Source organism: Clostridium sp. AF50-3 (assembly GCF_003477445.1).
GTDB classification, from domain to species: Bacteria; Bacillota; Clostridia; order Lachnospirales; family Lachnospiraceae; genus Otoolea; species Otoolea fessa.
Genome location: NZ_QUDH01000007.1, coordinates 94,714 through 109,861, shown reverse-complemented (window position 1 = coordinate 109,861; position 15,148 = coordinate 94,714). Strand labels below are relative to the sequence as shown.

The window sequence follows — 15,148 nt, the reverse complement described above, 5'->3', positions numbered from 1 at the left end:
GTTAGTGTTAGAATAAATAAGATTGTATAACTATACCTATACGATCTTTTCGATCTAAAACATATCATACATTGAGCTATAAAAACGAAAAAAGAATGAGAAAGCAAGAAATAGGAGAGAAAAGCATGAATCTGATAGAGAAAGTGTTTGGTACCCACAGCGAACGCGAGCTGAAGCTGATCCGCCCGATCGTGGATAAGATTCTAGGTATGCGCGAGCAGATGACTGCCTTATCGGATGATGAACTGCGTGACAATACGCGCAAGTTCAAAGAGCGCCTTGCGAACGGCGAGACGCTGGACGACCTTCTGCCGGAGGCATTTGCAACCGTGCGTGAGGCGGCGAGACGAGTATTAAATATGGAGCATTACCCGGTTCAGCTGATCGGTGGTATCGTCCTGCATCAGGGACGTATCGCAGAGATGCGTACTGGTGAGGGTAAAACCCTGGTTTCTACCGCACCGGCGTACTTAAATGCGCTGGCTGGAAAGGGTGTATTCATCGTTACCGTCAACGACTATCTGGCAAAACGAGATGCAGAGTGGATGGGCGAGGTTCACAGATTCCTCGGTCTGACGGTCGGCGTGGTTTTAAACTCGATGAATTCCGACGAGCGCCGGGAAGCTTACAACTGTGATATTACCTACGTTACCAACAATGAGCTTGGTTTCGATTATCTGCGTGACAACATGGCGATCTACAAAGAGCAGATGGTTATGCGGAATCTGGACTATGCGATCATCGATGAGGTCGATTCCGTCCTGATCGATGAGGCGAGAACCCCGCTTATCATTTCCGGACAGAGCGGCAAGTCCACGAAGCTCTATGAGGTCTGCGATATTCTGGCACGTCAGTTGGAAAAGGGCGAGGAATCAGCAGAATTTTCCAAGATGGCAGCCATCATGGGCGAGGAGATCGAGGAGACAGGCGATTTCGTAGTCAATGAGAAAGATAAAGTAGTCAACCTGACCGAGGCTGGTGTGAAGAAGGTTGAAGATTTCTTCCACATCGAAAACCTGGCGGATCCGGAGAACCTGGAGATCCAGCACAACATCATTCTGGCACTGCGTGCCAACTACCTGATGTTCCGCGATAAGGACTACGTGGTAAAAGATGACGAGGTTCTGATCGTCGATGAGTTTACCGGACGTATCATGCCGGGACGCCGTTATTCCGATGGTCTCCATCAGGCGATTGAGGCGAAGGAGCACGTACATGTGCGCCGTGAGAGCCGCACGCTGGCAACCATTACCTTCCAGAACTTCTTCAACAAGTTCAACAAGAAGGCTGGTATGACCGGTACGGCACAGACCGAGGAGAAGGAATTCCGTAACATTTACCAGATGGACGTTATCTCCATCCCGACGAACCGACCGGTACAGCGTATTGATTACGAGGATGCGGTTTATAAGACGAAAAAAGAGAAATTCCATGCGGTTGTCGAGGAAGTGGCAGCAGCCCATGAAAAGGGACAGCCGGTTCTGGTTGGTACCATTACGATCGAGACTTCCGAGCTTCTGAGCAAGATGCTGACAAGACGCGGCATTCCGCATAAGGTATTAAATGCGAAGTTCCATGAGCTGGAGGCTGAGATCGTAGCAGATGCAGGTATCCATGGTGCCGTTACGATCGCGACTAATATGGCAGGTCGTGGTACGGATATCAAGCTGGATGAGATTTCCAGAGAACTGGGCGGCTTAAAGATTATCGGTACAGAGCGTCATGAGTCCAGACGTATTGATAACCAGCTGCGCGGTCGTGCCGGACGTCAGGGCGATCCGGGTGAATCACGTTTCTACCTGTCCCTGGAGGATGACCTGATGCGTCTCTTCGGTTCAGAGCGTCTGATGAATATGTTCAACGCGATGGGCGTACCGGAGAATGAGCAGATCGAGCACAAGATGCTTTCCAAGGCGATTGAGAAAGCACAGATGAAGATCGAGACCAACAACTACGGTATCCGCGAGAACCTGTTAAAATACGACGAGGTTATGAACGAGCAGCGTGAGGCAATCTACGCAGAGCGCCGCCGTGTACTGGATGGTGAGAATATGCGTTCTGTTATCATGAAGATGATCACGGATATCGTAGAAAACGCCGTAGATATGTCCATCTCTGATGAGCAGGAACCGGCTGAGTGGGATCTGTCCGAGTTAAATTCCCTGCTGCTTCCGGTTATCCCGTTAGAGCCGATTCAGCTGACGGAAGACCAGCAGCATATGAAGAAAAACGAGCTGAAACATATGCTTAAAGAGGCGGCAACGAAGCTTTATGAGACACGCGAGGCAGAGTTTACAAGCGCGGAACAGGTACGCGAGATGGAGCGCGTGATCCTTCTGAAAGTGGTTGATGCAAAGTGGATGGCTCATATCGACGATATGGATCAGCTGCGCGAAGGCATCGGTCTGCAGGCATATGGTCAGAGAGACCCGCTGGTTGAGTATAAGATGAGCGGCTATGAGATGTTCGACAGCATGACGGCAGCGATCCGTGAGGATACCGTCCGTATTCTGTTCCACATCCGTGCAGAGCAGAAGGTCGAGCGTGAACCGGCTGCCAAGGTAACGGGAACCAACCGTGACGACAGCACCGTGCAGGCACCGAAGAAGCGTGAGGAGAAGAAGATTTACCCGAACGATCCGTGCCCATGCGGTTCCGGCAAGAAGTACAAACAGTGCTGTGGACGGAAGCTGTACGCGAAGAATTAATAGATGAAAGAAGGCAGGCTGCTGTGATTTTGCAGCAGTCTGTGCAGAAAATTCCCGAAACTATGGCGAAATACCTGGTTCCGGGAATTTTTCCAAATATAAAAAAGAGTTACGGTCTATATGTGTGTGATCCGTAACAAAATATAACTGAAAGAATGCTGAACCGTTGAGAAAAATGGCAGCAGATAGATGAGAATGGAGAAGGTGAGAGCATGGTTGAATTAGATCAGTTTAAGTATACGTTATCAACCTACGATGAGACGCTGAAAGAGGTCAAGGATTCCCTGGATCTGGAAAATAAGGAGCGCCGCATCACGGAGCTTGACAAATCAATGGAAGAACCGGGCTTCTGGGATGATCCGGAGCGCTCGACCAAGACGGTCCGTGAGGCGAAAAATCTCAAAGATACAGTGGATGGCTACAAGCACCTTGAACAGCAGTATGAGGATATCCAGGTCATGATCGAGATGGGCTATGAGGAAAATGACCCGGCGATGATTCCGGAGATTCAGGAGATGTTAGATGAGTTCGTCAAAGAGCTGGAAGAACTCCGCACAAAGACACTCCTGTCCGGCGAGTACGACGGCTGCAACGCGATCCTCAAGCTGAACGCGGGCGCGGGTGGTACCGAGGCGATGGACTGGTGCAGTATGCTGTATCGTATGTACCAGCGCTGGGCGGACAAAAAGGGCTTTACGACCGAGGTGCTTGATTTCCTGGATGGCGACGAGGCGGGACTTAAGTCCATCACACTGCAGGTCAACGGCGAAAATGCCTACGGCTACCTGAAATCGGAGAAAGGCGTCCATCGTCTGGTCCGTATTTCCCCGTTCAACGCGGCTGGCAAGCGTCAGACCTCGTTCGTTTCCTGTGATGTCATGCCGGATATTGAAGAAGATCTGGATGTGGAGATTAATCCGGACGATCTGCGGATCGATACCTATCGCTCGAGTGGTGCCGGTGGACAGCATATCAACAAGACGTCCTCCGCGATCCGTATCACGCATCTGCCGACCGGTATCGTCGTACAGTGCCAGAATGAGCGTTCCCAGTTCCAGAACAAGGACAAGGCGATGCAGATGTTAAAGGCAAAGCTGTACCTGCTCAAACAACAGGAGAATGCCGAGAAGTTGTCCGACATCCGCGGCGATGTCAAGGACATTAACTTCGGAAACCAGATCCGTTCCTACGTTATGCAGCCGTACACGCTCGTCAAGGATCACCGGACGAACGCTGAAAATGGCAATGTGAACGCGGTAATGGATGGAGATATTGATCTGTTTATCAGTGCGTATTTAAAGTGGATCAGCCTGAAAAACCAGAAGACAGAAGAGGCGTAAAAGAAGATAAATCAGCCTGGATTGGCGGCACAAAAGTTTGACAGAGAAGAAAACACTCTGTCGAGTGCCGTCAGTTCAGGCTGTTTTTTTACAGATACAATTCGATTATTATGAAAAAAATAGATTGCAGAGCGTCAATAAATGTGATAATATCTTCCTGGTAAACACAAATGTATTTCTGGTGCGTACATAAGCGGAGATGGAATGGAAGAAAAGACAAAGTATTATCTGTTAAAGCAGAAAGCAGTGCCGGAAGTCCTTTTGAAGGTGGCGGAAGCGAAGAAGCTCATTGCGTCGGAAAAGGCGATGACGATTCAGGAGGCGACCGACCAGCTTGGGATCAGCCGGAGTTCCTTTTATAAGTATAAGGACGATATTTTTCCATTTTACGACAACGCCAAGGGCAAAACGATTACCATGGTGCTGCAGATGGATGATGAACAGGGACTTTTATCGGATCTTCTTCATATCGTAGCGATTTACAAGGCGAATATTCTGACGATTCATCAGAGTATTCCGGTCAACAATGTGGCGACGCTGACACTCAGCGTGGAAGTCCGCTCGGATACCGGAAATATATCGCATATGGTCGAAGAGATGGAAGAAAATTCGGGAGTACACAACGTAAAAATTATAGCCAGGGAGTAAAGATTATGATTCAGGTAGCAGTGATGGGCTATGGAACAATTGGTTCCGGAGTCGTAGAAGTATTAGAAACCAACAAAGACAAAATCACAGAAAAAACCGGCAAAGAGATTGCAGTAAAATATATTCTGGATCTGCGTGAATTTCCGGGTGATCCGCACGAAGCGCAGATTGTTCATGATTTTGAGATCATTGAAAAAGACGAAGAAGTAGAGATCGTTGTAGAGGCGATGGGCGGCGTCAATCCGGCATACAAGTTTGCAAAAGCGTGCCTGTTAGCCGGTAAGCACGTTGTGACCTCCAACAAGGCACTTGTAGCGGCACACGGCACCGAGCTTCTGGCGATTGCACGCGAGAAGAACTTAAACTTCCTCTTCGAAGCCAGCGTAGGCGGCGGCATTCCGCTTCTGCGTCCGCTGACTCAGTCTCTTGCAGGCGAGAAGATCGAGGAAATCAGCGGTATCTTAAACGGTACAACCAACTATATCCTTACCAAGATGGCAAGAGAAGGTCAGACCTTTGAGGAAGCCTTGAAGAAAGCGCAGGAACTCGGATATGCAGAGCGCAACCCGGAGGCAGACGTAGAAGGCTACGATACCTGCCGCAAGATCACGATTCTTACCTCACTGGCAACTGGAAAAGAAGTAAATTACGAAGATGTGCCGACCGAGGGCATCACAAAGATTACCGATACTGATTTCAAATATGCGGCAAAGCTGGGAACTTCGATTAAACTGTTTGGAACCAGCCGCATGGAAGGCAATAAAGCCAGCGTCTATGTATGCCCGATGATGATCGGACCGGATCATCCGCTCTTTGCAGTCAATGACGTATACAATGCAGTCATGGTTCGCGGCAATACACTTGGAACCGTCATGTTCTACGGCAGCGGCGCCGGAAAACTCCCGACCGCCAGCGCAGTCGTCAGCGACATCGTAGAGATCGCCGGACACATGGAAGACAACATCCCGACCGGCTGGACCGACGAAAAACAGCCAGTTGCACCGATGGGCGAAGTAACCTTCAGCTACTTCCTCCGACTGGCAGGCAAATCAGCCGACAAACTTGCCGATGTGCGTGCAGCCTTCGGTGAAGCAGAAACCATCGAACTCCCGGAGATGGACGAATTTGCGGTCATAACCGGAGAAATGACCGAAGCACGCTTCCGGAAACTGGCAGCGGTATTCGAGGAAGATATCCGCCAGACGATTCGCTATACAAAATAGGATATAAAGTAAAAAGCACGCCAAAGTCATTCATGACGCGGTGTGCTTTTTAACGCAAGAAATACACAGAAAAAGGTCCTCTTGCCAATCATTTTATTGTAACGGACCAATCAAACTCTCATACAACTCCATTGCCTGATCAAAAAACGGCGCATATTGCGGATCCGTAATCATATGGTACACCTGGATCAGGCAGAAAAACTCAACTACTCCAAAGATGGTAGACATAACTCCCAGTATTAGCCCGACCACTGCGCTGCCGCGCCGCGGCTGTCCTTCCTCCTTGGATAGGACAAACAGTACATTCGCCGACATTCCGAGCAGAATCGCGGCGGAAAAACTCAAAAACAGGGAGAAAAATGCGAAGATGCCGCACATCATTGACATCGTGGCATAGCGGCGCGAACGATTGCGCCGGGTTTCATTTGTATCTGAATGTTCCTTCGGAGAAGGTGTTTCATCGTAATAACTCATCGTATATCTAATCCTTTCATAACTGTGAAAAAAGAAAACAGCTACATCCTTTTCTGAAAATTAGAGACAGCCGCTGAATAGGGCAAAACAAAATCTATGCCCATCTGGCGGATTGAATCCGATAAAAGTGTATCATGAATAAAGCCGCTTGTCCAGTTAGGCATTGACTTGCGAAATATGCGCTGGAATGGTATGATTAAACAGCGTATTGATATTGAAGGAGAGTTTTTGCATGGATATTATACAGGCATTGAAAGAAGAGCTTCAGATAGGGAGAAATCAGGTCGAAGCGGCGGTAAAGCTGATCGATGAGGGAAACACGATCCCGTTCATCGCGCGCTACCGCAAGGAGGCGACCGGTTCCCTGAATGATGAGGTGCTGCGCCAGCTAGATGAGCGTCTGCGCTATCTTCGGAATCTGGAGGATAAAAAGGAGCAGGTGATCGGTGCGATCCGCGCCCAGGAGAAGCTGACTCCGGCGCTGGAGAAACAGATCCGCGATGCGGCGACGCTGGTTGCGGTGGAAGATCTTTATCTTCCGTACCGCCCGAAACGGCGCACCCGTGCCGGAATTGCCCGTGAGAAAGGGCTGGAACCGTTAGCAGTCTGGATTTACAAGCAGGAAGCGGGCGGCAGCCTGGAGGCGGAGGCGGCGAAGTACGTGTCGGAAGAAAAGGGTGTTGCAGATGTTTCAGAGGCAATAGACGGCGCGCGTGATATTCTGGCTGAGCAGATCAGCGAGATGGCAAAATACCGCAACTACGCACGTAAAAAGACGATGCAGGACGGTCTTTTGGAGGCATCCGCAAAGGATGAGAAGATACAGTCGGTGTACGAGATGTACTATCATTTCTCCGAACCAGTCAAAAAGCTGGCGGGACACCGTGTGCTGGCGATCAACCGCGGTGAGAAAGAGAAGATTCTGAGCGTGAAGCTTATAGCGCCGGAGGAGCAGATTGTCCGGTATATGGAGAAACAGCTGATTATCCGCCGGATGGGGATGCGGCGCGCGTGATGGAAGAAGTGATTCTGGACAGCTACCGCCGCCTGATCGGACCGGCGATCGAGCGCGAGATCCGCGCGGGGCTGACAGAAACGGCAGAGAACGGCGCGATTCAGGTATTTGGCAAGAACCTGGAACAGCTCCTGATGCAGCCGCCGATCGCAGGATGCGTGGTGCTCGGCTGGGATCCGGCATTCCGGACGGGCTGCAAGCTGGCAGTTGTGGATGAGACGGGAAAAGTGCTCGATACGACGGTCATTTACCCGACTGCGCCGCAGAACCGCGTGGAAGAGTCGAAGGAGATCGTGAAAAAGCTGATCCGCAAGTACGGTATTTCCCTGATCTCAGTGGGGAATGGTACGGCAAGCCGAGAATCTGAGCAGATCATCGTGGAACTCTTAAAAGAAATTCCGGAGAAAGTTCAGTATGTCATCGTCAATGAGGCGGGCGCGTCGGTTTATTCGGCGAGCAAGCTGGCGACGGAGGAATTTCCGCAGTTTGATGTCGGACAGAGAAGCGCGGCATCGATCGCGAGACGCCTGCAGGATCCGCTGGCGGAGCTGGTAAAAATTGATCCGAAATCCATTGGAGTCGGTCAGTACCAGCATGATATGAACCAGAAAAATTTAAGCGAAGCGCTGCAGGGCGTGGTGGAAACGTGCGTAAATAAGGTCGGCGTGGATCTGAATACGGCATCGGCGCCGCTGCTCGCCTATATTTCCGGCATTAACAAGACGATTGCGAAAAATATCGTGGCATATCGGGAGGAGAATGGCGCATTTTCAACGCGCCGTGAGCTTTTGAAGGTGGCGAAGCTGGGACCGAAGGCGTATGAACAGTGCGCCGGATTTATGCGGATCCAGGGCGGCAAGAATCCGCTCGATGCGACGAGTGTGCACCCGGAGAGCTATAAAGCAGCGGAGGCGCTTTTAAAGCAGCTTGGACATGATCCGAAGGAGATCGCGGCGGGCGGCATCCGCAATATCCGCAAGGAGATCGCGGATACGGCAAAGCTGGCAAAAGAGCTTTCGATCGGCGAGCCGACCTTGCTCGATATCGTGAGCGAGTTGGAAAAACCGGCGCGCGACCCGCGTGAGGAGATGCCGAAGCCGATTCTCCGCACGGATGTGCTGGAAATGAAGGATTTGAAGCCGGGCATGATTTTAAAAGGAACCGTGCGGAATGTCATTGATTTCGGTGCGTTTGTGGATATCGGCGTGCATCAGGATGGTCTGGTTCACGTGTCCCAGATGACAGACCGCTATATCAAGCATCCGCTGGAGGCGGTCAGCGTCGGGGATATCGTGGAGGTCAAGGTGCTGGCGGTTGATGTGGCGAAGAAGCGCATTTCGCTGACGATGAAAATCCGGGAGACGAAGTAAACCACGGCAGATTCAGCCGTTGGTTATAGGATGCAGGAGCGCTGACTGGAATGGGGCGGCGGATAAGGCATAGAAAATTAGGGAGAAGATAAAATGGACTTACGTGTAAAAATACAGCCAAAAGAGATTTTTATTTATTCGATGTACAATTTCTGGGCGGGACTGCGTGGAATCGGATGCATCATACTGACGGTGCTCGTTATTATTGCAGCGTCAGCCAGCGAGGAACGTCTGGGAACGCAGGTGACGAATCTGGTGATTCTGGGAGTGATTGCCTTGACAGGCTTTCAGATTTTTGCAATCTGGAAACAGGCAGAGCGCACCGCCAGGGATGCGAAAACGGGAGCTGAGATTGTATTTCACATTGGAGACGAGGGCATCCGTGCCCGCCAGGCGAACGGCAAGGGTGAGATCAGCTGGGATAAGCTGGTAAAAGTGAAAAAGATCGCGGGAATCTATGTGCTTTACCTGGGTCGAGACAAGGCGTACCTGATGCCGAAGCGCGTGTTCAGAGGTTCGGAGGAGCAGATTTTTCTCAGTATGCTTACAAGAAATCTGCCGCAGGAAAAGAGAAGAGGAATTCGAGCATGATGATAGAAACAAACAGCCCGGAAGAGACGTATGCGTTTGGAAAAAAGCTGGAATGGAAGCGCAGGCAGGGCAGGTGTATTGTTTGAATGGTGATCTGGGCGTAGGAAAGACGGTTTTTACGCAGGGGTTTGCCGCGGGACTTGGAATTCAGGAACCGGTCAACAGCCCGACTTTCACGATCGTGCAGGAGTACGACGATGGGCGCCTGCCGCTCTACCATTTTGATGTATATCGTCTCGGCGATGTGGACGAGATGGATGAGATTGGCTATGAGGACTATTTCTACGGCGAGGGCATCTGCCTGATCGAATGGTCGGAGCGCATCCGCGAGATCCTGCCGGAACATCCGATCCAGATCACGATTGAAAAGGATTTGGAAAAGGGCTTTGATTACCGGAAAATTTCAGTAAACGAGCAGTAGCCGGCGACAGGAGGAAAGAGAAAATGAGAATTTTGGGAATCGAAAGCGCATCCCTGGTGGCATCGGTTGCTATTGTTACGGATGATGTGATCACGGCGGAATATACGGTGAATCTGAAAAAAACGCATTCGCAGACACTTCTTCCGATGATTGATGAGATTGTGAAAATGCTGGAGGTGCCGTTGGAAAGCATCGATGCAATCGCAGTATCCGGCGGTCCAGGATCTTTTACGGGGCTTCGGATTGGCTCTGCGACAGCGAAAGGACTGGGACTGGCGCTTGGGAAGCCGCTGATCCATGTGCCGACGATGGATGCGATGGGATATTGTCTGTACGGGGCTTCGGCGCTCATCTGCCCGATGCTGGATGCGAGACGGCAGCAGGTGTACACGGGACTCTATCGGTATGAAGAGAAGTTCGAGATTGTGAAAGAACAGTACATTACGGATATCCATGCGTTGATTGCTGAGTTAAATGAGCGCGGCGAGCGCGTGATTTTCCTGGGGGACGGTGTGCCGGTCAACCGGGCGGTGATCGAGGAAGAGATGAAGGTGCCGTATTCGTTTGCACCGGCACAGGCGAGCCGTCAGCGAGCTTCGGCGGTGGCAGCGCTTGGCGCAGTGTATCTGGCAGAGGGAAAGACCGAGACGGCAGCCGAGCACAAGCCGGATTATCTGCGGAAATCGCAGGCGGAGCGCGAGCGCGAGGTCGCAGAGCGCCAGGGCGAGATGGATAAGCTGGCAGCCGGTATTGTGGTCGTGGAGAAGAAATAATGGCGGCAGGAACGGGAACGCAAAAAGAGCTTCGTGTTCAGATAGTGGATTTTCAGCCGGGGGATCTTCCTGCGGTCCGGGCACTGGAACTGGAATGCTTTTCGGATGCATGGTCGGAGAAGCTTTTACAGGATCTGCTGACGAGCAGCTGGGATAAAACCTGGGTGCTGAAAGAGGATGAAACCGTCCGTGGCTACTGCAATTTCCGCGTCATTGCCGGGGAAGGCGAGCTGATGCGGATCGCGGTTCACGGCGCGTGCCGGGGGCGCGGCTATGGGCGGCTTCTGATGGAACGGCTGTTAAAGGAAGCAGAGGAAGAAAACGTCGAGGATATCACCTTGGAGGTGCGTGCATCTAATGCCCCGGCGATTGCGCTGTATGAGGCGTATGGCTTTCAGAAAGAGGCGGTTCGGAAGAATTATTACAGCGGGCCGACGGAAGATGCGCTGATTTATTGGAAAAGAAGCGGAAAAAGCATTGACAGATGAAATGGAAATGAGTATACTGTTTAACAGATAAAAGCGTAACACTTTACAGTGTTAAATCAAAAGAAAAGAACGGTAGGAGGTTCATATGCTGAGTCAGGTATCTATTTTTGCAGAGAATAAGAAAGGACGTTTACAGAATATTACATCCCTTCTTCAGAAGGAGAATATTAACATTTGGGGTTCGATCACGAATGACAGTGCGGAGTACGGTATTATCCGTATGGTTGTTTCTAATCCAGAGCACGCGGAGAAAGTGCTGGCGGAAGCTGGTTATCTCTGCCGTCTGACAGAGGTGCTTGGCGTCGAACTGGATGACGAGGTCGGAGCACTCAACCGTCTGTTAATTTCCCTCGAAGAGAGCAATATCAATGTAGATTACCTGTATCTCTCCTTCAATCGTGATTCTGGCAAGCCGGTTATGGTGCTTCACACGGACGATGTGAGGGAGGTCAGCATCTGCCTGACATCGAAGGGATATAAGGTACTGTAAGTATTTCCAGCACTTTCCGCTTAAAAACCGGTATAAAAAACAGTATAATGATGGAGAAGCTGTGGAGGACATGGCTTCTCCATTTTGTGTATATAGAAGAGAAAGGCGAGGAGAGCATGAGAAAATATGGAGAGAGCGGCATTCTTCTGTCGGTTGTCTGCAACCGGTGCGGGAAGAAGCTGGCGGTGAAAGAAGGCATTCTGCGCGAAGGAGCGGCGCATTTTGATGTGGCATGGGACTATTTTTCGGAGAAAGATGGGGAGGTGCATCATTTTGATCTGTGCGAGGAGTGCTATGATGGAGTGACGCGGGAATTTCTGATTGAGGCAGATAAGGAGGAGAGGACGGAACTATTGTAGAGTCGTGAGGGGAACGGAGAAACGCGGGACAGGCGGTGCGCCATCTGCGTCTCGCCAGTGAATTGGATTGCTGAATTTCTGGCTTGCAACATAGTATTTCTTTATGATATTATTAAATGATATGGGAGTTAGGAGAAAAGCTGTTTTGACAGCTTTTTGCATGACTTTTAATTAAAAAGATTTATTATAAATCATTTATTTAATAGAAAAGAGGATGTTCCATGTTAGATGTATGTTTGCTGGGAACGGGCGGGATGATGCCGCTGCCGTATCGGTGGCTGACGGCTTTGATGGTCCGCTGCTCGGGCAGCAATTTGCTGATAGACTGCGGGGAAGGCACGCAGATTGCGTTGAAAGAAAAGGGCTGGAGCCCGAAGCCGGTGGATGTGATTTGTTTTACACATTATCACGCGGATCATATCAGCGGTCTGCCGGGACTTTTGTTGACGATGGGAAATGCGGAGCGGACGGAGCCGATCACGATGATTGGACCGAAGGGACTGGAACGCGTGGTGACGGCACTGCGGACGATCGCGCCGGAATTGCCGTTTCCGCTTGAGTTTATCGAGCTGACGGAGCCGAGACAGCAGCTTCAGATTGGACCGTATGTGATCGATGCGTACCGGGTCAACCATAATGTGACCTGTTATGGGTACTCGATTTCGATTCCGAGAAAGGGACGGTTCGATGTGGAACGCGCGCGGGCGCAGGAGATTCCGCAGAAGTTCTGGAGCCGCCTGCAGAAGGGGGAGACGATCGAGGAGGAGGGCAGAACGCTGACACCGGATATGGTGCTCGGAGGTGACCGGAAGGGAATCAAGGTGTCATACTGTACCGATACGAGACCGCTTCCGGTAATTGCGGAGTACGCGAAGGATGCGGATCTGTTTATCTGTGAAGGCATGTACGGCGAGGACGGGAAAGAAGCCAAGGCGAGAGAATACAAGCATATGACATTCCAGGAGGCGGCGCACCTGGCGAAGGAGGCCCAGCCGAAGGAAATGTGGCTGACTCATTACAGCCCGTCGCTCATCCGTCCGGATGATTATATGGATAAAGTGCGTGAGATATTCCCGAGAGCGAAAGCCGCCCGTGATGGCTGGACGGCAGAGCTGGGATTTGATGAGGAGTAAGGGCGATGCAGACGGAAGAAAAGAGAGAGAATATAGAAGAAAAGAAGGAAGAACGGATGAAAATGCCAGTTTCAGGAGCATTGGAACGGGGACCGGGGAAAGCTCCGGTATCGAGGGCAGAGATTTCCGTGCATGATACAGAAAACGGACACCCATCAGAAGATGTTTACATTCTTGCAATCGAGAGTTCCTGTGATGAGACGGCAGCTTCAGTCGTGAAAAACGGACGTACCGTTCTTTCCAATATCATATCTTCCCAGATCGATCTTCACACGCTGTTTGGCGGCGTTGTGCCGGAGATTGCGTCGAGAAAGCATATCGAGAAGATCAACCAGGTTATTGAAGAGGCGCTGACAGAGGCACATATGAGTCTGGAGGAGATGACGGCGATTGCAGTTACCTACGGTCCAGGGCTGGTTGGCGCGCTTTTGGTCGGTGTGGCGGAAGCAAAGCACTCGCGTATGCGGCGAAGAAGCCGCTGGTCGGCGTACACCATATCGAGGGGCACGTATCGGCAAATTTCATCGAAAATCCGGATCTGGAACCGCCGTTCATGTGCCTGATCGTGTCAGGCGGACATACACATCTGGTGATTGTGAAAGATTATGGCGAATTTGAGATTCTGGGACGCACCCGAGACGATGCAGCAGGCGAGGCGTTTGACAAGGTGGCACGCGCGGTCGGGCTCGGTTATCCGGGCGGTCCGAAGGTCGATAAGGCGGCAAAAGAGGGGAATCCACATGCGATTGAGTTTCCACGGGCAAAAGTGGGCGACAATCCATATGATTTCAGCTTCAGCGGCTTAAAATCGGCGGTCTTAAATTATATTAACCATGCGAAAATGATGGGCGAGGAGATCAATGTGCCGGATCTGGCGGCTTCGTTCCAGAATGCGGTTGTGGAAGTATTGGTATCGCGCACGATCGAGGCGGCGAAACAGCACGGCTATAAGCGCGTGGCGATCGCCGGCGGTGTGGCATCCAACTCCGCTCTCCGGGCGGGCATGGAGAAGGCCTGTAAAGAGGCGGGCATCCAGTTCTTCCATCCGTCACCGATCTTCTGTACGGACAATGCGGCGATGATCGGCGCGGCGGCGTACTATGAATATAAGAAGGGCGCGCGCGCAGGCTGGGATCTGAATGCGGTGCCGAATTTGAAGCTGGGCGAGAGATAATACAAATTTTTTCAGGAAGAATTGTTTTGCGGTTAATTTTTTTTAAAAATATTGATTTGACAAAAAGTGGAAAAAGAGTGTTTTAAGAGATCGTTCTGGCATGGAGGAGAAACGAGATGGAACATACATTGGATCAATTTGGGAAAGAGAAAATTACACCGCATCCGACCCGCACCGCCGCTATCGTTCTGGCAGCCGGACAGGGAAAACGGATGAAAAGCAATATTCAGAAGCAGTTTCTCCTTCTGGAGGAAAAGCCGGTCATCTGGTATGCACTTCACGCGTTTGAGGAGAGCCGGGTCGATGATGTGATTCTGGTGACCGGGGCGGATGAGATCGCGTACTGCCGGGACGAGATTGTAGGAAAATATGGATTTTCCAAGGTGCGCGCTATCGTTGCGGGCGGAAAAGAGCGCTACCATTCGGTCTACGAGGGGTTAAAGGCGCTCGGCAGCCAGCTTTCCTATGGGGAGGGGGACTGCGTCCTGATTCATGACGGGGCGCGTCCGTTTGTGGACGAGCCGATGATTGAACGTATCGTATCAGATATACGAAGTTATAGCGCAGCAGTGGCAGGCATGCCGTCAAAGGATACGGTCAAGCTGGTGGATGCGGACGGATTTGCCTCTGTGACGCCGGAACGGGCGCATGTCTGGATGATTCAGACACCGCAGGGATTTACTTACCCGCTGATCCGCGCGGCGTATGACAAGATGATGAGTCGGGAAGAGTACCAGCAGGGAGTGACGGATGATGCGATGGTGGTCGAGACGATGACCGATCACAAGGTACGCCTGACCGAAGGTTCTTACCGGAATATCAAGGTGACAACACCGGAGGATATGGAGGTCGCGGCTGCATTTTTACAAAATAAAAAAAGTTAATAGTCTATTGACAACCCTTGACTTCTATGTTATAGTATTTATCGTGTTTAACTGCCG

Annotated in this window: 12 protein-coding genes, 3 pseudogenes and 1 other annotated feature (1 of these 16 cut by a window edge); of the genes and pseudogenes, 14 read left to right on the top strand and 1 reads right to left on the bottom strand. The window is 51.0% G+C overall.

The window, feature by feature from the left end:
* Positions 1-125 precede the first annotated feature (125 nt).
* From secA to DW085_RS09815, 4 genes are all read left to right on the top strand, one after another.
* Complete coding sequence (gene secA / locus DW085_RS09830; RefSeq protein ID WP_117796090.1) at positions 126-2,708, top strand: preprotein translocase subunit SecA; 2,583 nt, start codon at positions 126-128, stop codon at positions 2,706-2,708.
* Positions 2,709-2,920: 212 nt separating this feature from the next.
* The gene (gene prfB / locus DW085_RS09825) at positions 2,921-4,048 is read left to right on the top strand and encodes a peptide chain release factor 2 (RefSeq protein WP_117796089.1); all 1,128 of its coding nucleotides are present in this window, start codon (positions 2,921-2,923) and stop codon (positions 4,046-4,048) included.
* Positions 4,049-4,252: 204 nt separating this feature from the next.
* Positions 4,253-4,696 carry an ACT domain-containing protein gene (locus DW085_RS09820; protein ID WP_107001373.1) on the top strand — a complete coding sequence of 148 codons (444 nt, stop codon included), beginning with the start codon at positions 4,253-4,255 and terminating at the stop codon, positions 4,694-4,696.
* 5 nt (positions 4,697-4,701) lie between these two features.
* Complete coding sequence (locus DW085_RS09815; protein WP_118492428.1) at positions 4,702-5,919, top strand: homoserine dehydrogenase; 1,218 nt, start codon at positions 4,702-4,704, stop codon at positions 5,917-5,919.
* Positions 5,920-6,012: 93 nt separating this feature from the next.
* On the opposite strand, the gene DW085_RS09810 is transcribed toward DW085_RS09815, so the two are convergent.
* Positions 6,013-6,393 (bottom strand): hypothetical protein, encoded by a 381-nt coding sequence (locus DW085_RS09810; protein ID WP_118492426.1) that lies wholly within the window; start codon positions 6,391-6,393, stop codon positions 6,013-6,015.
* Between the two features lie 232 nt (positions 6,394-6,625).
* Here DW085_RS09810 and DW085_RS09805 point away from each other — a divergent pair.
* The 10 genes and pseudogenes from DW085_RS09805 to ispD all read left to right on the top strand — a co-directional run bounded on the left by DW085_RS09805 (position 6,626) and on the right by ispD (position 15,091).
* Positions 6,626-8,778 (top strand): annotated as a pseudogene (locus DW085_RS09805) (Tex family protein).
* Between the two features lie 93 nt (positions 8,779-8,871).
* On the top strand, positions 8,872-9,369 hold the full coding sequence (locus DW085_RS09800) for a YcxB family protein (RefSeq protein ID WP_118492424.1): 498 nt from the start codon (positions 8,872-8,874) through the stop codon (positions 9,367-9,369).
* Positions 9,366-9,790, top strand: a pseudogene (gene tsaE, locus DW085_RS09795) (tRNA (adenosine(37)-N6)-threonylcarbamoyltransferase complex ATPase subunit type 1 TsaE). The gene DW085_RS09800 and the pseudogene tsaE overlap by 4 nt, the downstream one beginning before the upstream one ends.
* Before the next feature lie 23 nt (positions 9,791-9,813).
* Positions 9,814-10,563 (top strand): tRNA (adenosine(37)-N6)-threonylcarbamoyltransferase complex dimerization subunit type 1 TsaB, encoded by a 750-nt coding sequence (gene tsaB, locus DW085_RS09790; protein WP_118492422.1) that lies wholly within the window; start codon positions 9,814-9,816, stop codon positions 10,561-10,563.
* A complete protein-coding gene (rimI, locus tag DW085_RS09785; RefSeq protein WP_118492421.1) occupies positions 10,563-11,051 on the top strand; it encodes a ribosomal protein S18-alanine N-acetyltransferase in 489 nt (162 codons plus the stop codon). Before tsaB ends, rimI begins: the two co-directional genes overlap by 1 nt.
* An 85-nt stretch (positions 11,052-11,136) precedes the next feature.
* The gene (locus tag DW085_RS09780) at positions 11,137-11,541 is read left to right on the top strand and encodes an ACT domain protein (protein WP_022360619.1); all 405 of its coding nucleotides are present in this window, start codon (positions 11,137-11,139) and stop codon (positions 11,539-11,541) included.
* A 116-nt stretch (positions 11,542-11,657) separates the two neighbouring features.
* Positions 11,658-11,900, top strand: a complete 243-nt coding sequence (locus DW085_RS09775) for a hypothetical protein (protein ID WP_181357235.1) — start codon at positions 11,658-11,660, stop codon at positions 11,898-11,900.
* A gap of 221 nt (positions 11,901-12,121) precedes the next feature.
* Entirely contained in the window at positions 12,122-13,033 is a 912-nt protein-coding gene (locus DW085_RS09770) for a ribonuclease Z (protein WP_118293360.1), read from the top strand.
* A 128-nt stretch (positions 13,034-13,161) separates the two neighbouring features.
* A pseudogene (tsaD, locus tag DW085_RS09765) lies at positions 13,162-14,207 on the top strand (tRNA (adenosine(37)-N6)-threonylcarbamoyltransferase complex transferase subunit TsaD).
* 116 nt (positions 14,208-14,323) lie between these two features.
* A complete protein-coding gene (gene ispD / locus DW085_RS09760) occupies positions 14,324-15,091 on the top strand; it encodes a 2-C-methyl-D-erythritol 4-phosphate cytidylyltransferase (RefSeq protein ID WP_107001382.1) in 768 nt (255 codons plus the stop codon).
* 36 nt (positions 15,092-15,127) lie between these two features.
* Positions 15,128-15,148 (top strand) — a sequence feature (ribosomal protein L10 leader region); it runs 114 nt beyond the window's last position.